The 21,644-nt window shown below is 51.0% G+C and carries 17 protein-coding genes, 1 tRNA gene and 2 pseudogenes; 8 read left to right on the forward strand and 12 right to left on the reverse strand.

Annotated elements, in window-relative coordinates; genetic code table 11:
- Nucleotides 1–143: 143 nt before the first annotated feature.
- From EPE01S_RS00905 to EPE01S_RS00930, 6 genes are all read right to left on the reverse strand, one after another.
- Entirely contained in the window at nt 144–1,352 is a 1,209-nt protein-coding gene (locus tag EPE01S_RS00905) for an MFS transporter (RefSeq protein WP_062742691.1), read from the reverse strand.
- A 104-nt stretch (nt 1,353–1,456) separates the two neighbouring features.
- The gene (gene cbl, locus EPE01S_RS00910; RefSeq protein ID WP_062742692.1) at nt 1,457–2,413 is read right to left on the reverse strand and encodes an HTH-type transcriptional regulator Cbl; all 957 of its coding nucleotides are present in this window, start codon (nt 2,411–2,413) and stop codon (nt 1,457–1,459) included.
- Nucleotides 2,414–2,563: 150 nt separating this feature from the next.
- Nucleotides 2,564–3,481 carry a nitrogen assimilation transcriptional regulator NAC gene (nac, locus tag EPE01S_RS00915; protein ID WP_062743082.1) on the reverse strand — a complete coding sequence of 306 codons (918 nt, stop codon included), beginning with the start codon at nt 3,479–3,481 and terminating at the stop codon, nt 2,564–2,566.
- 312 nt (nt 3,482–3,793) lie between these two features.
- A complete protein-coding gene (locus tag EPE01S_RS00920) occupies nt 3,794–4,825 on the reverse strand; it encodes an ABC transporter permease (RefSeq protein WP_062742693.1) in 1,032 nt (343 codons plus the stop codon).
- 19 nt (nt 4,826–4,844) lie between these two features.
- The gene (locus EPE01S_RS00925) at nt 4,845–6,329 is read right to left on the reverse strand and encodes a sugar ABC transporter ATP-binding protein (RefSeq protein WP_062742694.1); all 1,485 of its coding nucleotides are present in this window, start codon (nt 6,327–6,329) and stop codon (nt 4,845–4,847) included.
- Nucleotides 6,330–6,362: 33 nt separating this feature from the next.
- Entirely contained in the window at nt 6,363–7,286 is a 924-nt protein-coding gene (locus EPE01S_RS00930) for a sugar ABC transporter substrate-binding protein (RefSeq protein ID WP_062743083.1), read from the reverse strand.
- Between the two features lie 512 nt (nt 7,287–7,798).
- Here EPE01S_RS00930 and EPE01S_RS00935 point away from each other — a divergent pair.
- Nucleotides 7,799–7,874: transfer RNA gene (locus tag EPE01S_RS00935), tRNA-Asn, on the forward strand.
- A 71-nt stretch (nt 7,875–7,945) separates the two neighbouring features.
- On the opposite strand, the pseudogene EPE01S_RS23845 reads toward EPE01S_RS00935, so the two are convergent.
- Nucleotides 7,946–8,032, reverse strand: a pseudogene (locus EPE01S_RS23845) (hypothetical protein); the annotation flags it as partial.
- Between the two features lie 251 nt (nt 8,033–8,283).
- Between EPE01S_RS23845 and EPE01S_RS00940 the strand changes: the two are divergent.
- The gene (locus EPE01S_RS00940) at nt 8,284–9,534 is read left to right on the forward strand and encodes an MFS transporter (RefSeq protein ID WP_062742695.1); all 1,251 of its coding nucleotides are present in this window, start codon (nt 8,284–8,286) and stop codon (nt 9,532–9,534) included.
- A gap of 337 nt (nt 9,535–9,871) precedes the next feature.
- Here the strand turns inward: EPE01S_RS00940 and EPE01S_RS00945 are convergent, their stop codons facing one another.
- Nucleotides 9,872–12,304 (reverse strand): ATP-binding protein, encoded by a 2,433-nt coding sequence (locus EPE01S_RS00945; RefSeq protein WP_062742696.1) that lies wholly within the window; start codon nt 12,302–12,304, stop codon nt 9,872–9,874.
- A 214-nt stretch (nt 12,305–12,518) separates the two neighbouring features.
- On the opposite strand from EPE01S_RS00945, the pseudogene EPE01S_RS23850 reads away from it, so the two are divergent.
- Nucleotides 12,519–12,673: pseudogene (locus EPE01S_RS23850) on the forward strand (integrase); the annotation flags it as partial.
- Nucleotides 12,674–12,788: 115 nt separating this feature from the next.
- On the opposite strand, the gene EPE01S_RS00950 reads toward EPE01S_RS23850, so the two are convergent.
- From EPE01S_RS00950 to EPE01S_RS00960, 3 genes are read right to left on the reverse strand one after another with little or no spacing between them, the layout of a single operon-like run.
- Nucleotides 12,789–13,226 carry a hypothetical protein gene (locus tag EPE01S_RS00950; protein ID WP_174522400.1) on the reverse strand — a complete coding sequence of 146 codons (438 nt, stop codon included), beginning with the start codon at nt 13,224–13,226 and terminating at the stop codon, nt 12,789–12,791.
- Between the two features lie 50 nt (nt 13,227–13,276).
- A complete protein-coding gene (locus EPE01S_RS00955) occupies nt 13,277–14,665 on the reverse strand; it encodes a sensor histidine kinase (protein ID WP_062742698.1) in 1,389 nt (462 codons plus the stop codon).
- Nucleotides 14,665–15,342 carry a response regulator gene (locus tag EPE01S_RS00960; protein WP_062742699.1) on the reverse strand — a complete coding sequence of 226 codons (678 nt, stop codon included), beginning with the start codon at nt 15,340–15,342 and terminating at the stop codon, nt 14,665–14,667. Before EPE01S_RS00960 ends, EPE01S_RS00955 begins: the two co-directional genes overlap by 1 nt.
- Nucleotides 15,343–15,547: 205 nt before the next feature.
- Here EPE01S_RS00960 and EPE01S_RS00965 point away from each other — a divergent pair, with 205 nt between their 5' ends.
- From EPE01S_RS00965 to EPE01S_RS00985, 5 genes are all read left to right on the forward strand, one after another.
- Complete coding sequence (locus tag EPE01S_RS00965) at nt 15,548–16,384, forward strand: MipA/OmpV family protein (protein ID WP_062742700.1); 837 nt, start codon at nt 15,548–15,550, stop codon at nt 16,382–16,384.
- Between the two features lie 646 nt (nt 16,385–17,030).
- Nucleotides 17,031–17,576, forward strand: a complete 546-nt coding sequence (locus tag EPE01S_RS00970) for a hypothetical protein (protein WP_062742701.1) — start codon at nt 17,031–17,033, stop codon at nt 17,574–17,576.
- A gap of 56 nt (nt 17,577–17,632) precedes the next feature.
- Nucleotides 17,633–18,142 (forward strand): hypothetical protein, encoded by a 510-nt coding sequence (locus EPE01S_RS23770; RefSeq protein WP_198427173.1) that lies wholly within the window; start codon nt 17,633–17,635, stop codon nt 18,140–18,142.
- A 371-nt stretch (nt 18,143–18,513) separates the two neighbouring features.
- Nucleotides 18,514–19,809: an MFS transporter gene (locus EPE01S_RS00980; protein WP_062742703.1), complete on the forward strand. Its 1,296-nt coding sequence runs from the start codon at nt 18,514–18,516 to the stop codon at nt 19,807–19,809.
- Between the two features lie 15 nt (nt 19,810–19,824).
- Nucleotides 19,825–20,631: a substrate-binding domain-containing protein gene (locus tag EPE01S_RS00985; RefSeq protein WP_062742704.1), complete on the forward strand. Its 807-nt coding sequence runs from the start codon at nt 19,825–19,827 to the stop codon at nt 20,629–20,631.
- On the opposite strand, the gene psrA is transcribed toward EPE01S_RS00985, so the two are convergent.
- On the reverse strand, nt 20,606–21,505 hold the full coding sequence (psrA, locus tag EPE01S_RS00990) for an L-proline-binding transcription factor PsrA (RefSeq protein WP_062742705.1): 900 nt from the start codon (nt 21,503–21,505) through the stop codon (nt 20,606–20,608). The genes EPE01S_RS00985 and psrA overlap by 26 nt on opposite strands.
- Nucleotides 21,506–21,644: the final 139 nt, after the last annotated feature.

Raw genomic sequence — 21,644 nt, forward strand, 5'->3', positions numbered from 1 at the left:
GAGGAGGCGCAGGCAATGCTGCGTTATCGCTCAGGCCGATGCGCGGCGGCGCGTGAATTGCGGCAGGATACGAAATTTTATGCCGTCGGGGTGATGAGGACGGGTTTGCGCCGCATCCAGGGGTAAAAACAGAGCCCCGGCGGTCAGCGCCCGGCCCTGCGCGAAAGGAGAAATGCCATCATCACCATCCCTGCCGCCAGGCCAAACGTCACCCGCATGCCATGAGACGATGCCAGATCCGCCGCATAATGCCCGTAGCGCACCCCGGCGGCATAGACGGCCGCCATCAGTGCGGCACCGGCAATAAAGCCCAGATTACGTGCCAGATTCATCAGCCCCGAGACCAGACCGCGCCGCGCCGGATCGGCCCCTTTCAGCAAAGCGGTATTATTCGCGGCCTGAAACAGCGCATAGCCCGCCGTCAGCAGCATCAGCCCGGCCATATAACCCGCCGTTGCGGCGGCGGGCGGCAGAACGGTCAGCAGCAGGCACCCCGCCGCCACGGCCGCTAATCCGGCTGAGGTTGTAAAGCGAGCGCCCAGGCCGTCCACCAGCCGCCCGGCGGGCAGACCGCTCAGTGCCGCAACCAGCGGGCCCACGGCCATCACCAGCCCGGTATGGCGCGGGGTGAGGTGCAGCCCGTGACTCAGATAAAACGGCCCGACGATGAAAGTGGTCATCATCACCATCGTCACCGCCATGCTCATCAGCAGCCCGTGCGTCAGCTCCCCGTGACGCAGTAACGCCCGCAGCGAACCGCGAGGGGCTGCCGTTACGCTGACGACAGCAGACGGCAGAAAATGCTGGATCAGCCCCCAGGCCAGCAGCCCGAGCGGCAGGTTAATCAGAAACAGCGCCTGCCAGCCCGCAGCGGCAATCAGCAGGCCGCCCAGCGCGGGGCCCAGCGCCGTGCCGATGGCGGAGACGGTGCCCAGCAGCCCCATGGCGCGCCCGGTCCGGTCGGCAGGCAATACCTGGATCGCCAGCGCCAGGGTATTCGCCATCATCATCGCGCCGCCCAGGCCCTGCACAACCCGCGCCGCAATCAGCCAGCCGATGTGGGTGGCCAGGCCGCAGCCCAGCGATGCCACACTGAACAGCAGCACGCCATAGCCGAGCAGCCGCTGTCGTCCGAACCGGTCGCCCAGCCAGCCCATCGCCAGCACTGAGGCAGTGACGGCCAGCAGATACGCCAGCACCACCCACTGCATCTGCGAAAAAGAGGCGTTAAACGCCGTTGCCAGCGTCGGCAGGCCGACATTGGCAATACTGCTGCCCATTGAGGAGATCAGCATACTGAAGGCCAGCGCCCACAGCGGGCCGGAGGTAGAACGGGGAAGAGATGAAGTCATGGCTTAAGCTCCCGGATAAAGGTACCCGGAGCTTATGCCGTTAACGAATAAGGCGGAAGACGCACGCGTGTCAGTATATAGCTGCACCGGACGCCATGTCAGGCTCAGATCTGGAAGTCGATCACCGGCTCTTCATCGTTCAGCGACAGTGCCTGGCGTTTAATCTCTTCCAACGACAGGTTGGCATTGCAGAGCTCAAGGAACTGCCAGACAAAATTACGCTGTAGCTGACCGCGCTTCAGCCCCAGCCAGACGGTATTGGACTCGAACAGATGGCGGGCCTCCAGCCGCGTCAGCGGCGAATGTTCATCCAGCTGGCAGGCCTGATCGGCCAGTACCCCGACGCCCAGGCCCAGCTCAACGTAGGTTTTCACCACGTCAGAATCCTGCGCACTGAGCACAATATCCGGCTGCAGGCTGGCAGCATGGAAGGCACGATCGACCTTCGACCGCCCGGTGATCCCCTGACGGTAAGTGATCAGCGGATAGCGGCTGAGGGCCGCCAGCGTCAGCGGCTGCTGCTGTTCCAGATCGTGCCCCTTCGGCACCAGCAGCGCATGATGCCAGCTGAACCACGGGAAAGCGGCCAGCGCCGGGTTATTCACTACCTGTTCACTGGCAATGCCGATATCCGCTTCGCCCGCCACCAGCATGGAAACAATCTCCTGCGGCGAACCCTGATTCAGCTCAAGGCGCACGTTGGGGTACAGCGCGCGGAAGGCTTTAATCACTCTCGGCAGGCTGTAACGCGCCTGGGTATGGGTGGTGGCGATGGTCAGCACGCCGCTGGATTCGTTGGTAAAGACGTCCGCCAGGCGACGCACTTTACCCGCTTCATCGAGAATGCGTTCGGCAATGGTCAGTAGCGCTTTGCCGGGTTCGGTCATGCCCAGCAGGCGTTTTCCCCGGCGGATAAAGATCTCGACCCCGAGTTCATCTTCCAGATCGCGAATATGGCGGCTGACGCCGGACTGGGAGGTAAACAGCGCATTGGCCACTTCGGTAAGATTAAACTCGCAGCGTGCTGCTTCCTTGATGATTTTAAGTTGCTGAAAATTCACGCGCGCTCCTCCCTCTGTTATCTGTTGGTTTCCTTCATGTTAAGGATGCTCATTGATAGCAACAAATAATAAAAAGAGGTTTTATATGCTTTTTAGCGATAAGGGATAAAAGTGAGGCGCGCGATGGCGCGCCCGGCACAAGAGGGGAAATTAGCTGACCAGCATCAGCTCGCGATCTTCCGCTACGGGGGTGTTGAGCAGTGACAGCAAAATATTTTTTACCGCCTGAGCGGAAGGTGACAGCGGGCCTCTGGCAGAAATATTCAGCGACAGCGGCAGGTTCAGCGTCGGGCTGGTAATACGTGCCATCCACGCATCGGTGGCGTTGACCAGCGCGCGGGCGGCCGACTCCGGCAGTACTGTCGCGCCCATGCCACTGGATACCGCGGCGGTGAGCGTGGCGATGGATTCAATCTCACCGATAATGCGGGCACTGAGGCGACGCAGGGAGAAAGCCTCATCAACGCGCTTGCGCACGGCGCTGTAGTCACGCGGCAGGAACAGGTTCATCCCGGCGACGTCGGTCAGGTCGACGCTCTGACCCGGGCAGGTGCTGGCTCCAACCAGATAAAGTTCTTCTTTCATCAGCGGAATGCTGGTGATACCGGCGGCCGGGGAGCGATCGTACAGCACCGCCATATCCAGCTGGCCATTCATCACTTTTTCGTTTAACAGCGCGCCGCTGTTCTCATGCAGGTAAACCAGCACATCGGGAAACTGCTCACGCACGGTTTGCAGCAGCGGCATGGTCAGTGACGACGCCGCCGTTCCCGGAGCCAGCCCGATAGAAACCTGGCCTGACAGCGCCTGCCCGGCATTAATGACCGCCGACTGGGCCTGCTCGCACTGCCGAAGGATAGTGCGGGCGTGGGAATAGAGGATTTTGCCCGCGTCGGTCGGCGTCACGCCGCGTTTGGTGCGGATCAGCAACTGCTGGTCAAGTTCATTTTCCAGCGTCGCCACCTGCTGGCTGAGAGCCGGCTGTGCAATATGCAGCACTTCTGCCGCCTGCGTCAGGCTGCCAATATCGACGATTTTCACGAAATACTTCAGTCGTCTTAAATTCATGTTGCCTCCGTCACGGTTCCCCGGGTGCCAGCGATGCTGGCCGTTATAATAAGTTTTCATTCTGACAGAACAGGTTTTGCAAGGGGCGTGCCAGATTTATCCTAAAGGCGACAAGGCAGGCGGGATGCAGGCTAACAGGCCGTAAAATAAGAGAATCTGATTACGAACGCAGGAATAATAAGGGCGTGGAATGTCTGACGGATCAGATCCCTTTCCGGGTGTTGCACGCGGATGGTGCAGGACATGCGTTGAGGGTGTGCAGGCTTTGTTGTCGGGGGCTGACCCCTACTTCGGTCAGCCCCGACAGGGGGATTAACGCTTGCTGCGGTTGCGGTACATATCAATCGAGACCGCTGCGACAATAATCATCCCTTTGATGATGTCCTGAATGTAGGCGTCGACACCGACAAAGGTGAAGCCGCTTTTGATCAGGCCGAGGATCACCGCACCAATCAGCGTACCGGTAATGCGCCCGACGCCACCCATCAGGCTGGAGCCGCCGATCACCGCTGCGGCAATCGCATCCAGCTCGTAGCCCAGACCCATGCTTGACTGACCGCTGCTGACACGCGCTGCCAGCACCACACCGGCCAGACCTGACAGTCCGCCCGCGATGGTATAGACGATGATCAGGTATTTATTAACGTTGATACCGGAGACTTTCGCCGACACCATGTTGCCGCCGATGGCGTAAACGTACTTCCCGTAGCGGGTGTGTTTCAGTGCGATATGGAAGATCACCGCCACCACCAGGAAGATGATCACCGGCATCGCGCCCTGACCGATGGCGGTGAAGCCGTCGGAGAGGAAGCTGATCGGGTTACCCTGGGTGTAATACTGTGCCAGACCGCGTGCCGACACCATCATCCCCAGCGTGGCGATAAAGGGAGGAATGCCGGTTTTGGTAATCAATACGCCGTTAACGATACCGCACAGAATACCGACCCCGATCCCCGCCCCGATGGGCAGCACGGCAGGCATGTCGACCAGCGAAGGAAACATCGGTGACAGGCTTTCAGAGGTTTGCGCCAGGCTCGCCGCCACCACCGCCGTCAGTGCTATCACTGACCCGGATGACAGGTCGATGCCCGTGGTGATGATCACCTGGGTCACGCCCACGGCGATAATACCGATGATAGCGACCTGCAGCACGATCAGCACCAGGCGGTTCGGGTTCATCAGGAATGACTGATCGCGGACATACCAGCCGAAGGCTTCAAAAATCAGCGCGATGCCGACCATGACCACGAAAATACCGGTATCTTTAGGCAGTTTGCCTTTCAGGTTGCTGAAGAACGACGGGGTTTCAGCGGACTGTTGCGTTGTCATTTTCACATCACTCATGTTTGTTTACCTTACGCCCTTACTCGGACGCCAACGACAATATGGTTTCCTGGTCGGCTTCTTCTTTATTGAGGATGCCGGTAATACGTCCCCCGTGCATGACCATCACGCGGTCACTCATACCGATAATTTCCGGCAGTTCTGAGGAGACCATAATGATGGCGACGCCACGGCTCGCCAGTTCGCTGATCAGACGGTAGATTTCCGCCTTTGCGCCGACGTCGATACCACGGGTAGGTTCATCAAGGATAAGGATTTTCGGTTGGGCCAGCAGCCAGCGGGCAATCAGTACCTTCTGCTGGTTACCGCCGCTGAGGTTATTAATGATCTGGTCCATGGTCGGCGTCTTGATATTCAGACGCTTGATCTGTTCCAGACAGTCTTTGGCCATGTTGCCATGATTAACGAACCCGCCATTGGCGCTGTAGTCCGTCATTTTGACGATACTCATGTTTTCCATGACCGACAGCACCAGGAACAGGCCTGACTTTTTACGGTCTTCGGTCAGAAACGCCAGCCCCTTTTCAATGGCGCTGGCCGGTGAGTCAATCGTGGTCGGTACACCGTCAATCAGGATCTCGCCACTGTCGATGGAGGTCATGCCAAACAGGCTTTCCATCACCTCACTGCGTCCGGCACCCACCAGACCCGCCACCCCAAGGATCTCCCCGCGACGAACGTTAAAGCTCACGTCGTGGAACACACCCTTACGCGTCAGGTTACGCACCGTCAAAACGTCTTCACCGATATTGCTGTCCGTTTTCGGGAACAGCTGGGTCAGTTCACGTCCCACCATCTGGGTGATCAGCGACTGGCGGGTGTAGCTCGCCGTTTCGTTGCTGGCCACCCAGGTGCCGTCACGGAACACGCTGACTTCATCGGTAATGGCAAAGATCTCATCCATTTTGTGACTGATATAGATGATGGCTTTACCCTGCGACCGCAGGTCGCGAATGATAGTGAACAGATGCGCCACTTCGGTTTCCGTCAGTGCCGAGGTCGGTTCATCCATAATCACGATATCGGAGTTCCAGGAAACCGCCTTGGCGATCTCCACCATCTGCTGGGAGGCGATGCTGAGATCGCCCACCATTTGCTCAGGACGCAGACGAATATTCAGCTTAGTCAGCAGGTCCCGGGTTAAACGGTTTAACTTACCGTGGTCAACAAAGCCGAGCCTCATCGGCTCGCGACCCAGCCAGATATTTTCGGCGACCGTCATATGCGGTACCAGATTAAGCTCCTGGTGAATCATGGAAATACCTGAACGCAGCGCGTCCAGCGTATCGGTAAACTGCACAGGTTGTCCTTTAATGCGAATTTGTCCCTCATCGGGACGATAAATCCCGATGAGGCACTTCATTAACGTGGATTTACCTGCGCCATTCTCACCCATCAGAGCATGCACCGTTCCCGGCTTGATACGGAATGAGACGTTGCTTAACGCCTTCACGCCCGGGAAAAACTTGCTGATGCCTTCGGCTTCAAGCGCATATGCGGTCATTTAACACCCTCCGTACTACGAGTTCAGCGAAAGTTATTTCAGGTTTTTACTGGTGAAGTTGGTGTAGTTATCTTTGGTAATCAGCTGATAAGGGATAAAGACGTTTTTCTGCACCTGCTCACCTTTCGCCAGTTTCACGGCTGTCTGTACGGCACCAGCACCCTGACCTTTCGCGTCCTGGAAGACGGTAGCGACCATTTTTCCGTTTTTAATCATCTGCAGCGCGTCCGGTGTACCATCCACGCCCGCGATCAGGATTTTCTGATCGTTTTTCCCCAACGCCTGCAGGGCACCGATAGCCATTTCGTCGTTGTTTGACGCGATGGCCTGGATATCATCGCCGGCGGTCATCCAGTTGCTCACCACGTCTACCGCGTCATTACGGGTAAATTTCGCGGTCTGTTTCTGTACCACTTTCAGGCCCGGGTACTTCGCCACTACCGCTTCAACACCTTTAGTACGGTCGCGGGTAGCTTCGTTTGCCAGGTCACCCAGCAGGATGGCAACGTTACCTTTGTAATCCATACGCTTTGCCAGGGCTTCCATCTGCAGGCGACCCGCCAGTTCGGAGTCGGAACCCACATAGGCCATTTTGCCGGTCAGTTCGGTTGCCGGTTTACGGTTAACAAACACCAGCGGGATGCCGGCTTTGCTGGTCAGATCAACAATCGGTTTTACCGCATTGGTATCCACCGGGTTGATAATGATGGCGTCAACGCCCTGCCCGATAAAGTTCTGAACCTGTTGCAGCTGCTGTGCGACGTCACCTTTGGCGTCTTCAATCTGGCCTTTCACGTTTTCCGTTTTCATTTCGCTAGTAATGGAGTTACGGACAATCGTTAAGAAGTTGTCATCAAACAGTGCCATAGAGACGCCTACCTGCAGGTCTTTGGCAAAGCTGGTAACGGGTAACATGCAGACTAACAGTGACGCTAAAATTGTTTTTTTCACGTTCATGTCCAGGCCCTTTTTATCATTAGCATGCGAAGGTGTCGGATCCTGCGAATGAAAAATTTCTTTTACATTCACCTCACCCCACCCACGGCGTTATTAAAGTGTAGGAGGTAACTATTTTAGGTAAAACTATCGCTCTTTTTACTCAGTATCGGGTGCTTATTTTAAATTTAAAAACAGTAAGTTAAATGCCATTCTGCTGTTTCTTTTTCTGTCATCCCCACCTGCGTTGCCGCAGAGCAGTTTTTTTGTTTCATAATAACGTCAATTGAAACTTTCATCATGAAAGCATCGAAACGCATGTTTTAAAATCAGCAAATAACAAAAATTTGACACACCTCTAACATCGGCCAGCGAAAGACAACAAAGTGAGATCTGGCGCAGAGATTGAAGATTGTCCAATCAAGATAAAAAACCCGCATCCTGCTGCTTTTGCCAGCAAACGCACCGCAGGGGTCAATTCGGGCTTTGACATTTCGCAGACACGCCGTTAACATGCGCCCCGTTCACACGATTCCTCTGTAGTTCAGTCGGTAGAACGGCGGACTGTTAATCCGTATGTCACTGGTTCGAGTCCAGTCAGAGGAGCCAAATTAGAAAAGCCCGCTCAGGGAAACCTGAGCGGGCTTTTTGCTTTATGTGATTATAAATCGCTAACAGACTCAGATTTTATCCATCACATAACGATGCGCTTTGGACGCCGCGCTTGCGGCCTTGAAAATATAGCTTTTGTCGTTCTTCAGTGTTTTGTCAACATCCCGTAAAACCCGGCTACGTGATTTTAGATATCTTTCCTTAACGTGTCGTGATGTTCGCGAAGTCAGCTCTTGGCACGAGGCGGACTGACATGCAGGCCAATGTCCATGAGGAGTGAGGAGCGGAAGTTATTTCTCTGCTTACCTAATCGACATAATGCAGTGTAACAATCAGATCATGCTAAAGTATTAGCAAAATACAGGCGTTCTAAAATAAATCCTCTTATGCAGAAGCCATTTTCATAATGAAAACATTTCCTAAAAAAGTTAGCGTTTTTCACTTCAGTCCTTTTCGTTATCTGTTTGCTGCTCGCCTTCTTACCGTTCTGGGCAATGGTATTGCACCGATTGCATTAGCGTTCGCAGTGCTTGATATTGGCGGATCGGTATCTGATTTAGGTCTCGTTGTTGCGTCCCGCTCCATCTTTAACGTTTTATTCTTGTTGATCGGGGGCGTATTAGCGGACCGCTACTCTCGTAACCAGGTATTGGTATCCTCTTCTGTTATTGCGGCAGTTTCGCAAGCTATTGTCGCATGGTCTGTGTTGGACGGTTCAGCAACTGTGATGAGTCTGGCATTACTAGGAACGTTGAATGGAGCAGCAGCAGGCATCGCGTTACCTGCATCCTCAGCGCTGGTCCCCCAAACTGTTCCAGTGCAGAATTTGCGAGCAGCGAATGCATTAATTCAGCTTGGTATTTATGGCGGTACGATTATCGGCACTTCGCTTGGTGGGCTCCTAATCAGTTCTGTCGGACCCGGTTGGGGACTGGCAATTGATGCGATAGGTTTCGCTGCCTCTGCACCGCTTTATTTCTTAATTCGTATTACATCAATCAAAGCATGCCCACCATCAGGTAATATCCTGCAGGACTTAAAAGAAGGATGGGACGAATTCACAAGCCGAGCTTGGGTATGGGCAATTGTGGTCCAATTCACCATTATCAATGCAGCATTTAGTGGTGTAATGATGGTACTTGGCCCTGTGATTGCTGATGCTTCTTTTGGGCGAGCTAATTGGGGAATTATGGTTGCTGCGCAAAGCGTTGGCCTTATGACAGGTTCGTTCTTCGCCCTAAGATGGCGTCCACGACGCGATCTTTTTATTGGTGTAATGCTAGTAGCATTATGCTCAGTGCCCATTTTTATGCTTAGTCAACCTGCTTCTGCAACGTGGCTTATTGCAGCTTTTTTTATTGCTGGCGTAACGTTCGGTCTATTCGGAGTCTCCTGGGCTCATTCACTACAAACTCATATTCCTCAGGAAAAATTGGCTCGCGTGTACGCCTATGACGCTGTAGGTTCGTTTGTGGCCATTCCCTTAGGTGAACTGGTCGCTGGGCCGCTGGCAATTCATTATGGTAGTAGTAATGTGCTTCTGGTTTCAGCGATAGCAGTAGTGATAGCAACTTTAGCAACCTGCCTGCTCCCTGGGATTAGACAGCTCGACAATTTTTCACAGGTGAATTCGAAAAAGGCCACGAGCTCCTCATAACAGTGTTCAAAAAATTACAAAATATGAAATGTAAATTATTGCTTGCGACCAGATAAAACGATGGGAAATTCCTAAGGGATTAGTCTTCACTGAACGCTTAAATCTCCGTTTTTGGCACACAGCGGTTGAGCTAACGAATCGGAAGGTCCGCTGTGAGCGAGGAGCGGACGCTTTACACGATGGGTAAAGCGCCAAAACGATGCTTCGTTTTGGCGAAACTAATTACACGCGAACTTCCGAGCATGAATTTTTTCAGTACACCATATATGTGTAAGTGATAAATATTCGCCCCTACTTAAGCATCTTGATTCAAGATAAAAAAAGGCCGTTCTGTAATTTATTTCTTATTTCTGAAGTAATAGACTAACCTTGGTATTTTTGCAGTCTTATACTCAATAATAGTATTTTTATTTTTTGAATAGTAAGAGTCATTCTCGCTTAACGAATCGTCAGCAATATTAATAAAATGACTGGCCTCATCTAAATACTTTAATGCCTTTGCCTTATCTTTCTCTTCTCGGGCTTTGTGATATCGAGATATTGCTTTTCTGACATAACAATAGGATCGAGGCTTACCATTTTTTTCGGCCTTAGAAATTAACTCATCTCCTTTATCAAGGTCTAAAAGGCGATAAAATATTATAGCACCAGTCAAGAGGGCCTCTGAGTTATTGGGGTCAATTTCAAGCGCTTTAAGAATTAATCCCTTAGCATAATCTTGACTTCTTGTTTTTGATATGAGTAAAAAAGCGTAACGCTCAAATAAATAAGAGTTGACGGGGTCTTCTATAAGAGCATATTCAAAATTTTCTATTGCATCACTGATTCTATTTCGGTCTACCGAAATTTTTGCTGCTTTGGCATACTCTGTTCTATATGCTTCTGTGACACGATCTTCTTTATAAGCCTTTTCAATCTCAGCTTTTTCTAAGGCTCGCCGATTCACCAATTCAGCAACTTTATTTAACTTTTCCAGTCTTTCAGGTGAGAGTTTGTTTTTCTTGGAAAAAAAGAATCTCATGGCAAGTTCTATTATTTCTATTTCATATCTATTCCCATAGTTTGTTAAATTACTAAAATATGTTTCATCCAAACTACTCTGAAACTCTGCATGTTGTATTTCTAACTCTTGACACGTATACCCGACAGAAAACGAATCAATCGGACAGGATAATGTGACTAAAACCATAAATACATCTTGGTCGCTTTCACCTATTCTAATCCATGCATCTTCATATAAAAACTCGAGTAATTCATCGCTGCTTTTCTTATACACTTGTTCTATTGCATCATCAATTGAGCACTGTGCTCTAGAAATGTATTTCACCAATGAATCGATTAATAATGGCTTGTAGTGTAATGTTCTTAAGATCTTCCTTAAGCCCGAGTCTCCCGACTGAGAAATTGCTTTCGCCCCATATTCTAAGGATGATTTTCTTAATAGTGATAGTGAGTCGGCTTCCGTCAAGGAAGAAATTGGAATAGGCTTAGCGCCGAGGAACTCTTTCCTACGAGAGGTAATAATTAACCTTCCAATTTTTTTAGATATTAACTCTAAAAAAACCCCAAGATCGTTTATCTCATCTTTAGTAGAGGCTAAGGTCTCTGCATTGTCAATAATAATAAGCACGTCATCCCTGGTCATCCCTTGCTTAGATAGCTCATTCTCTATTTTACTAACTAAAGATCGCCCAGACGTTTCAAACCAGCTCTTGTCCAGTCTTTCTTCTATTGCATACAGCACCTCTCTTAAAGCATCTTCAACGAATGACGAGACACCTTTATAATATATTAAACCTTCACTTCCCCAGCGAGTCATTTTAGCCGTGTGATAACTTATTATAAAAGGTAGCTTTCTATTTAATACAATCTCTCCATCAAAGAGGGAGTTGAAAAACTCTAATAGGAATGTTGTTTTACCAAAGCCTCCATCCCCATATATTATGCACGAGCGATGATCAAAATCGCACATCCACTCTTTTAACATCTCTATTTCTGGCTTTCTTCCAACAAAGTTCGTGGTTTGTCGTTTGGGAATATTATGGCAAAAACTATTATCTTCTCCACTTATGATTTGCGATGACCAGGAAAATCTTGGGGATGGGAGGAGTTTGTTGCTATTTAAAATATTATTATCGGAAATATCTATTGTTATTTTTTTCTTATCATCCCAGTCCAATGTTTGCAGATTAAGTTTAAATAAACCCTTTCTGTTCGTTACTGAACTTATAACTATACATTTGTTGTCATACAATAATGGAAGGTTGACTTGCATTTTCTCATTGTAAATTTCAATCAATAATTCACTTCCATTCACTTCTGGTACTAAATTAGACATTCCTTCGAGTAGATCATTGACAAGAGCTGTTTGCTTTACAGCCCATATTTCAACATCCTCTTTAGAAATTGACCCATGAGAAAACACATTATTTCTGAATTCAATCCACTCTAATAATCGTCTTGATAGCCCCAATTTTTCTTTTTGATCATACCAAGATGAAAAATAAGATGTGGTCTGTATTGCATTTAGCAGTGGCAATGATTTTTCAATTACTTCCCTAGGAAGTCCATCATTAGGCTTTTGATACCTATCTATAAATCCAGTTATTTCACTCCCGTAAGAATCCACAAGCTCCGTTACTACCTGCAATAAGGATATAGATATTGTTTGCTGAAGAGAACGTATTATATTATTTAAGTGGAGTAGTTTATCAGAGTCATTCTGTAAACTCTTAACTCTTTCTAATTCTGTCAAGTAAAAATGTTTCATTTGATAATCTCTTTAATATATTTGTTTGATTGATTGATATCAAGAGGGTGATTGTTGCAATATTGATCGACTCAACATCAATGAACTTATCATGGGAGCTATAAATTTAGAAGTTCTTCCCCAATAATTTTAACTGTATAGTTAGACAGTATTTGATGACGTCCGCTCCTGGCACAGAGCAGACCGTCAGAGCTCTTTGGACACCATCTCGCTTCGAGCCGCTGAGCGTGGCTCACGCACGGCGGAGACCATGTTGAAAACAGGGGCGCTGGAGTGGCATAAAAGTAATAAAAAATAGTCACAGAACTGAAAACCCGTCACGTTATCGACCTGCTGAAAGGTATCGGGAAAAAAGGTTTACTTGAAGTGATTGTTACACCTTAAAATCAGCAATTGGCGCGTGGGAAAATTTAATTTCAGGGCAATGGCTAATTTTCAGGCCAGGAGGCTTCGCGGTATTGCTGAGTTGTATGAGAGTGTCGCGTCAGCACGTTCTGTCGCCCTCAGCCCAGCGCTTGATATCACTCACTTTTGGCGACCTGATGCCCGTACTCAAGATATTCTTGGTTGTGTACAGGCTGATCTTAGCTTTGTCACCATCATCACTTTCTATCTGAATGAGCGTGTTGTTGATCAACAGTCCTTCTGAAAGCAGCTTTTGAGTGATCTCCCCTTCTTTACGCTCAGCGTCAAACTCGCTTAATACGATGACCGGGTTTCCTGAATATGACTCATATTCCAGACACTGCCTTGTCATGTGCCTTAAGGTTCGATAAGTATCGGAGGACCCTGTCTTGCTAATGAAACTGCCGTCTAAGGAGGATTTGCTGTTTTTCAAATCGCTGACGGTTATGGCGCATCCACTAAGTGACAGAGAAAATAATAGTGTAGCCAGGGCTAAATATTTCAATTTATGCTCCATTATTCTGGTCAATGTCCTGAGCATGATTGGGACTAATATTGCGTAATCTTTCAGACGGAATGGTGATTGGGGATATCAACAATCACCATCAGCCCACCTTCTGCAGAGGTACTGAGTAAAACACTGCTGTGATGTTGCTGCGCAACCGCTTTGACTATGGCAAGCCCCAATCCACTCCCGCTTTGTATCTGATTGGGATCACGAAAAAATCTGTCGAACACCCGCTCCCTCAGTTCAACCAGGATCCCGGGCCCCGCATCTGAGATACGCAATTGAATGGATTTTTCTAACGATCGTACCTCTACTTCAACCCGCCCGCCCTCAGGGCTGTACTTCACAGCATTTTCAATTAAGTTGTCGATCAGCGACATCAGGCGTTCCCTGACACCTGTCATCCAGACTTCATCATGAGAATAGAATTCAAGCTCAACCCGGCTCTCTGCAGCCAGCGGTGCCAACTCAGCCATTCGCTCTTGTATCAGCGTCGTCAGCGCCACAGGCTCCATCACAGTGTCAATGCGCGCTTCACTGTGCATCAGCAGCAGCAACTGATTGACGAGGCGAGCAGCACGGCTGTTGCTACGAATAATCCCTGCAAGCAATTCCTGTTGCCTGACGTTGCTGACATCGGACTGCAAAGCCTCAACGTTGACTCGCATGGCAGCCAGGGGAGTACGCAACTCGTGAGCGGCATCGGCAATGAAAGTCCGTTCCCGTTCAGTGCTTTCTCGTACCCTGGCAAGGAAGATATTAATCGCGTCCACTATCTGGCGAAGCTCCTTGTGCTTTGGCACGGCTTTTAAGGGAGAAAGATCGTCGGGTGTTCGTAAGGAAACTTCATTTGCCACCTTGTTCCAGGGACGCATTGCAATACGGATTGACAGCCACGCGGGAAACAGAAGAAAAGGAATGCAGACCAGCAGCGGTAATATGTAGTATCCGCGCGAGTTCAAATATATGAAGAAGTTCCAACCGCCAGCAGGAGTGAGCAGTGTCACCTCTGTGCCTGCGTTCCCGGACTTCAGAGTACGGCTAGTCCAGGTGCGGCCGTTACTCTGCACACGCTGAATCATCCCATAAGCGGTGTTTGTCACTCCTGATGGAGCGCCAGCAGAGGAATAAATGATCTCTTTATTCTTCCGGACGATTAGGCTGATCGACATTTTGGGGTCTTCACCTCCGCCATAGCCTTCCCGTAATGCCTTGCTGAACGTTTCCAGCACAGCGGTGAGATCGTGCGGGCGATCCGCCATACGATCCACCAGTGTCAGAATGGTTTCATAGGTTTTGTTGCCTGATAGCATTGGAGGGCTGCGCAGGTTGTCCCATAAAATGTAGGTGAGAAAAACACACCACAGCAGCGTGAGTAAAAGCATCTGGGCGATCATCATTCGCCGTACGAGCGTTGGAACTCGCAGATAGCGCCAAAAATTACGCATCACCCTGCCCCCTTCTGAAGGGATACGGTGTCAATGACAAACCCCACCCCTCTCACTGTTCGCACATAGCCGTCACCGATTTTGCGACGCAAATTTCCCATATGGACATCGAGCGCATTACTCATATTTTCTTTTGCACCGAAGATCCTTTCTTCCAGAAAACGACGGGTCAGAACACGGTCAGAACGCAACATTAACGTTTCAAGCAGAGCGTATTCACTTGCCGTTAAATCAACATGACCTTCGCGCACTGTCACGCGACGAGTCGGCACATGGAGAGACAGTCCTCGAATCTCTATGACCTCATTCTGAAAACCGTAACTGCGCCGCACAAGTGCTCTCACCCTGGCCAATAACTCAGCGAGAACAAAAGGTTTGACGAGATAGTCATCTGCACCGGCATCCAGCCCGGTCAGGCGATCTTGCAGAGTGCCCCGGGCAGTCAGGATGATGACGGGGATCCCCTTGAGCTGCTGACGCAGACGCGCCATCAGGCTCATGCCATCACCATCGGGCAGGCCGAGGTCGAGCAATACAAGTTCTGGCACGCACAGATCGAGTTGATGCAGAGCATCCACTTTACGGCGAACCCATATGACATCTAATCCCTGGTCTGTAAGGGCAATACGTACGCCATTACCCAGATCGATGTCGTCTTCGATGAGGAGAATTTTCACAATAGTTACTTTATCAACAGTGAATGAAGAACGTCTGAAGAAATAAACGGTGTCAGTAAATCTATCAGCTTTGCAGAACGGGTACGTACTTCAGTGTTTCTTCATTTTTGGCTCATGAGAACTTCAGGGTCAGCATTCAGACTGAGCGTTCTGGCGTTTAAAACCGCTTGTATCGTAGTCAGTTGAACCCACAAGGACTTCCTTAATGAAAAACATCGAACTGAGTCATAAGTTCCCTTATTCACTCTCGCGGCATACCCTGAAAAAATTATTGTCAGGTCTTGTCGTCGCGTTACTGGCAACCCCAACACTTGCGGCAAAACCACAAGAGGGTAACGCCTTAACGTTGGGAGGAGGCGTGGATGTTGCGCCACGTTATTCTGGTTCGGATGAAAGCCGGGTCACGACGGCCCTGGTGATTGATTACGCTATGGAAAATGGTTTTTTTGTCAGCTCCACGCGGGGTATCGGTTACGGTAACAACATCGGCAAGTTTGATTACAGCGCTGCGCTGAGTTATCGCGCAGGCAGAAAGGATCGTGACGTGGACAGCGACTCGCTCAGCTACGGTAGCGACGACTTGCGAGGTATGGGTGACGTTAAGGGCTCAGCTATCGGTTTGCCTGGCCTGGGATACGAGGTGACCGACTGGCTTAATGTGCAATTGCAGGCTGAGGTGCCGGTTTCTCAGCGAAGCAATGGTGAGGCACTGCATTTCAGCATTATCAGCCCGCTCTATACGTCATCGAAAAACGCTGTGACGCTGGCGCTGACCAGTAGCTGGGGGACCAGCAAGTACATGCAGACCTACTACGGGGTAAGTGCATCACAGTCGGCCGCATCGGGGTTTACCCGCTATGATGCCAGGTCTGGAATTTATGCTTATTCACTGAATATGGACTGGACGCACAAGCTTAATCAAGACTGGAGCGTCATTGCCGCAGCAGGTTTTACGCAGTTGGCTGGTGATGCGCGAAATAGTCCCATTGTTCAACGAAAAACGTCGCCCACTGGCAGCCTGAAGGTGACATATAGCTTCTGATCGTGGTTCGGCGCGTGCTTCTGGTTAGCTTGTGGCTATGCACTGTCAATATATACAAATCTGCCCCGCCCCAGTTCAGATGATGGGGCACTACTCAACTCAGCGTCAGCCCCTATTTTCATCCGGCATACCTTTTAATCCCGGAAGGCCGGTAAAGGCTGCCTGCTCCTGCCAATGATTCTGAGTAAAGTAAAGCACAAGGAAAATCTTAACAGAGGCTTATCCAAGTGGCCTTGTAACCGACATCGGTCTGCTGAATTACGCGCTTCCCGGTTCGGCGATCGCCTGCCCTGTCATTGACGACTCAGGTAGCGTGCTGACCTCCTCCAGTTCTCTGATTCGGGCAGGCCGATAGCAAAGAAACGGGTGACAGCGAAAAATGGGGAACGGATAACGACGAATCATGTTTCACCGGCATGTCGAAGGCTCAACTCCCGTGTTAAAAACAGATGTGGTTAATTACTAACATCATCAAATTAAGTTTGATTTTTATTTTTTTCACCGTTATAACGCTATCGTATCCGGTAGCCTTTTTTAACTTTCATTGCTTTCTGTAGAGCGTAAAATTGTGCATACTGGCCTTTTAATATCAGCCCGTGCTGATATATCGATTCCTATTATCCTTTATATCTGGTAAAGACAATAAATGAAAAAAAACCTCGGATTGTGGTTCGCTGTCATATTGGTCACTTCATCTTTTATTGCGAATGCAGAAACCTTTGAACGCTTAGATCTCAATAAAGACAGAACCAGCCTTCAGTATGCCAGTCAGATCAAGTCGGTCGCTAAAGTTATTGAGGGTTATAAGTGGCTTGGTCAAACACCTGAAATGAATGGCGGGGTGGTTTTTGAAGCTTACGACAATCCTGACTTCGGTAAAAACGATCAGATTTCCGGTAGTTCCATCATGGTCAAAGCTATTTTTTACACTTATCAATCTGTCAGTAAAGAAGCGATTATGGTTGCACGTCAAAGTGAAATTGCTGGGTTTGTCGAACTTTATGGTTACGACTCTCCCGAACTCCAGTTACACATCAGAGTGCTCAACGATAATACGTTTCAGGCTTTTTCAAGCGTAGATGACTATAAGGAAAAAGATAAATTATTTAATTATAAAAAAGTCAAAGAGTTTAATAAAAGCCCTTACGGCGAAAGATTAAAATCGGCCAGCGATAGCGGCGTGATTTTTTAACAGACATTTCCCCCATCGGATATCACGAAAGTCTGCCTGTAAGGGCCGTCTTATTTATGCCTCTGTTGTCTTCCCCCCCGTTAAGCCACGGCGATGACTGTCTTCCGCTTGCTGCCTGTTTATGGATTAACGGAAATGCTAAACTCGGTGCCGGGGTTGATACCCGGCAACAATACGGATGCCCGCGGGCATCGTTGACTTCAGATACAGACACCGTCTGGATATGGCAGGGCACTATCGTGAATGAGACAGACTTTACCTTATGCAGTCTTCCTATGCTTTACTCGCGCAATAAAAACAGGACGTACCACGAACGAATAACCCGCTCGCTGACCGCGCTGCTGACGTTCATGAAAGCTAACGAGCTGTTCGCGAAAGATCCTTTCAATGAAGACGGAAGTTTAAATAAAGCGTTTGAGTTAAAACAATCTGAAGTCACCCCGGAGGGCGTGGAAATGTTCAGGAAGGTCGTCCCGGGCTGGTTTACTTATTTAGACAAAGGGGGAACCGTTGATAACCTGTCCCGCTTGGAAAAAGGCCTGGAGAAAATCAGAAATCCCGCCTGAAATAGCCCGGTGGCAGATGCCGAAACGGTTTTAACACCAGCATGCTGCTGACACCAGGCGCGGCTACTTTTTTCAGGGACGCGTCACAAACGTCGTCCCTCCTTTTATCCCCCCCTCAGCCTTTCGTCCCACCTGCCCCGCATGCGCCCCGTCACAAAACCGGTAATCCATGTTTTCGTCTGTAACGAACCGGGTGAACAGCTTCCCCCCTGTTAATGGCCTGTTACAGCTTGTCTGGCATGATGGTTAAAACCCATTGATGCGCCAGACGCATGAATCGATGAGTTTATTGCGCTTATTTACGCTATTTTTCTGATCCAGTCTGCAGCAACAGGCGCGGTAAAAGCGTCAACGACAAACTGGAGATAACCATGCATTCCTCTCACGCCCCCATGACCACCGGGGCAAGAATTAGCGCCATCTTGCGCGTGACCTCTGGCAATTTTCTTGAGCAGTTCGATTTTTTCCTGTTCGGATTTTATGCCACCTACATTGCCCATACCTTCTTTCCGGCCAGCAGTGAGTTTGCCTCATTAATGATGACCTTCGCGGTCTTTGGGGCAGGCTTTCTGATGCGTCCGATTGGCGCCATCGTGCTGGGGGCCTACATCGATAAAGTCGGCAGGCGTAAAGGGCTGATTGTGACCCTGTCGATTATGGCCGCAGGCACCTTCCTGATTGTGCTCATCCCTTCCTATCAGGCGATTGGGCTCTGGGCACCGCTGCTGGTGCTGGCGGGCCGCCTGCTGCAGGGCTTCTCGGCGGGCGCAGAGCTGGGGGGCGTCTCCGTCTACCTGGCGGAAATTGCCACGCCGGGCCGCAAGGGCTTTTACACCAGCTGGCAATCCGGCAGTCAGCAGGTGGCGATTATGGTCGCCGCGGCCATGGGCTTTGGCCTCAATATGCTGATGGAAGAGAGTGCCATTCGCGATTGGGGCTGGCGTCTGCCTTTCCTGTTTGGCTGCCTGATTGTGCCCTTTATCTTTATCCTGCGCCGTAAGCTGGAAGAGACCGAAGAGTTCACCCGCCGCCGCAACCCTCTGGCAATGCGCGAGGTGTTTACCACCCTGTTAGCGAACTGGCAGGTGGTAATAGCCGGTATGCTGATGGTCGCCATGACCACCACCGCGTTCTATCTGATCACCGTTTATGCCCCCACCTTCGGTAAGAAGGTCCTGATGCTCAGCGCCCCGGACAGCCTGCTGGTCACGCTGCTGGTGGCAGTATCGAACTTCCTCTGGCTGCCGGTCGGGGGCGCTCTGTCAGACCGCTTTGGCCGCAAACCGGTGCTGGTGACCATGGCGCTGCTGGCCCTGGTTACCGCCTATCCGGCGCTTCATCTGCTTGCTCAGGCCCCCGGTTTTTCGATGATGCTGGCGGTGCTGCTCTGGCTCTCCTTCCTTTATGGCCTGTATAACGGTGCCATGATCCCGGCGCTGACGGAAATTATGCCGGTGGAAGTGCGGGTGGCCGGTTTCTCACTGGCTTACAGTCTGGCCACCGCCGTGTTTGGCGGATTTACCCCGGTCATCTCCACCGCGCTGATTGAGTACACCGGCGATAAGGCCTCACCGGGCTACTGGATGAGCTTTGCCGCCGTCTGTGCCTTACTGGCAACGCTTTATCTGTACCGCCGCATCGGGTTATCACTGCAAACCGCAGGTTAAAACAGGGACGCTATCATGCAAAAATTTTATTATTTACTCCCGGCGACGCTGTTGCTGTTTTCCGTCAGCCCGCGCGTACCGGCCGAAGAAGTGACCGTGATGATTTCAGGGGGTTTTAAAGCGGCACTGGAAAAACTGGCCCCGCAGTATGAAGCCAGCAGCGGCGACACGATCAGGCTGGTTCCCGGCCCCTCAATGGGGAACAGCCCACAGGCGATCCCGTCGCGGCTGGCGCGGGGGGAAAAGGCCGACGTGGTGATCATGGTCGGTGACGCGCTGACTCATCTGGCACAGGATAACCGGCTGCAACCCGGTTCCCGCGTAGAGCTGGCTGACTCACCGGTCGGCATGGTCGTCAGACAGGGGGACCCTGAACCTGATATCAACAACGCGGCGGCACTGCGTCATACCCTGTTGCAGGCCAGGTCGGTGGCGTATTCTGACAGCGCCAGCGGCCGCTATGTCAGCGGCCAGCTGTTTAAAAAACTGGGTATTGAAGACGAAATGAAGCACAAAGCGCAGATGATTGAGCGCATTCCGGTGGCGTCCGAAGTGGCCAGAGGGAAATATACGCTCGGTTTTCAGCAGGTCAGTGAGCTGCTCCCTGTTGCGGGCGTCACCTTTATTGGCAAGCTGCCGGCCGATCTGCAGTACGTGACCCGCTTTGCCGGTGCGGTCACCGCGAAAGCAGATCACCCGCGGGAAGGAAAAGCGCTACTGGCTTTTTTATCTTCTGCTTCGGCACAAAACGTTATACAGGCCACCGGCATGGTCACGGTCAGCGCTGAACAGCCTGTTAAGCCGCGTGATACTGTTCGGTGATCAACTTTTCCAGTTCGGCAGCAAGGTAAGACTGCATCCGTCCGCTGCGTCTGATCAGCCCCACCGTCCGCCTGACCACCGGGTCAGTCAGCGGTACGGATGTCAGGAGCGAATATTCTGACGAGGGCATCGACATCGCCGGGACGGCAGCAATACCGACCCCCGCTTCAACCATGCCCAGCATGGTGGTGACGTGGCGGGTTTCGCAGATACTGGGACGCTCAGGGATGATGTGTTCCAGCATCTGATCGAGCAGGTTACGGTTGCCGGAGGACTTATCCAGCCCCACATAATCCTGCTGATAGAATTCCCGCCACGTCAGGCTTTTTCTGCTGGCGATGGGACCATCGCGCCGGCAGGCCGCCACGTAGACATCCCCCACCAGCGGCAGAAAGTCGATATTGGGTTGCAGACTGCGCGCAAAACAGAGGCCGAAGTCCGCCTCTCCGCTGGCAACGGCTTCGATAACATTCCCTGCGCTGCTGTCAATAATCCTGACGCGTACCTGCGGGTAGCGCGCCTGAAAACGGCGGATCACATCGGGCATAAAATAGTACGCCGCCGAGGGCACCGTGGCGACGGTAACCAGCCCGACGCGTTCCTGACTGACCTTAGTGATATCCCCTAATAGCGACTCCACATTGAACAGCAGCTGATCGGAACGCGCCGCGAAGGTCTGGCCGTAGAGCGTCAGCGTCACGCGCCGGGTGGTTCTGTCGAACAGCCGGATGCCCAGCGCAGACTCCAGCTTCTCAATCCTGCGGCTCAGTGCCGACTGAGACAGGCAGATGGACTCAGCTGCAAGGCGAAAATTACCGTATTCAACCAGTGCGCGGAAGGCGTAGAGATCGTTGAGATCAAAATTGACGGGCATAGCGACAGATAATCCTTTCAGCGTCGGCAGAGGGTAAACAAAAAGACACGCTGCCTGAGCTTACCGATTAGCCCGCGACGGGTAAAGGCCATCCCGGCAGACGGCGCGAAATGGCCTGCACCTGCAGCTCCCTGTCCTG

The organism is Erwinia persicina NBRC 102418 (genome assembly GCF_001571305.1).
Classification (GTDB): Bacteria; Pseudomonadota; Gammaproteobacteria; order Enterobacterales; family Enterobacteriaceae; genus Erwinia; species Erwinia persicina.

Bases quoted from the DNA above. Each gene is read 5' to 3' on its own strand.
- EPE01S_RS00970 (WP_062742701.1), top strand. From the start codon at position 17,031: ATGAAAAAAAACCTCGGATTGTGGTTCGCTGTCATATTGGTCACTTCA.
- EPE01S_RS00955 (WP_062742698.1), bottom strand. From the start codon at position 14,665: ATGCGTAATTTTTGGCGCTATCTGCGAGTTCCAACGCTCGTACGGCGA.
- EPE01S_RS00980 (WP_062742703.1), top strand. From the start codon at position 18,514: ATGCATTCCTCTCACGCCCCCATGACCACCGGGGCAAGAATTAGCGCC.
- EPE01S_RS00985 (WP_062742704.1), top strand. From the start codon at position 19,825: ATGCAAAAATTTTATTATTTACTCCCGGCGACGCTGTTGCTGTTTTCC.
- EPE01S_RS23770 (WP_198427173.1), top strand. From the start codon at position 17,633: ATGCCTCTGTTGTCTTCCCCCCCGTTAAGCCACGGCGATGACTGTCTT.
- psrA (WP_062742705.1), bottom strand. From the start codon at position 21,505: ATGCCCGTCAATTTTGATCTCAACGATCTCTACGCCTTCCGCGCACTG.
- nac (WP_062743082.1), bottom strand. From the start codon at position 3,481: ATGAATTTAAGACGACTGAAGTATTTCGTGAAAATCGTCGATATTGGC.
- EPE01S_RS00925 (WP_062742694.1), bottom strand. From the start codon at position 6,329: ATGACCGCATATGCGCTTGAAGCCGAAGGCATCAGCAAGTTTTTCCCG.
- EPE01S_RS00950 (WP_174522400.1), bottom strand. From the start codon at position 13,226: ATGGAGCATAAATTGAAATATTTAGCCCTGGCTACACTATTATTTTCT.
- EPE01S_RS00965 (WP_062742700.1), top strand. From the start codon at position 15,548: ATGAAAAACATCGAACTGAGTCATAAGTTCCCTTATTCACTCTCGCGG.
- EPE01S_RS00940 (WP_062742695.1), top strand. From the start codon at position 8,284: ATGAAAACATTTCCTAAAAAAGTTAGCGTTTTTCACTTCAGTCCTTTT.
- EPE01S_RS00930 (WP_062743083.1), bottom strand. From the start codon at position 7,286: ATGAACGTGAAAAAAACAATTTTAGCGTCACTGTTAGTCTGCATGTTA.
- EPE01S_RS00945 (WP_062742696.1), bottom strand. From the start codon at position 12,304: ATGAAACATTTTTACTTGACAGAATTAGAAAGAGTTAAGAGTTTACAG.
- EPE01S_RS00920 (WP_062742693.1), bottom strand. From the start codon at position 4,825: ATGAGTGATGTGAAAATGACAACGCAACAGTCCGCTGAAACCCCGTCG.
- EPE01S_RS00905 (WP_062742691.1), bottom strand. From the start codon at position 1,352: ATGACTTCATCTCTTCCCCGTTCTACCTCCGGCCCGCTGTGGGCGCTG.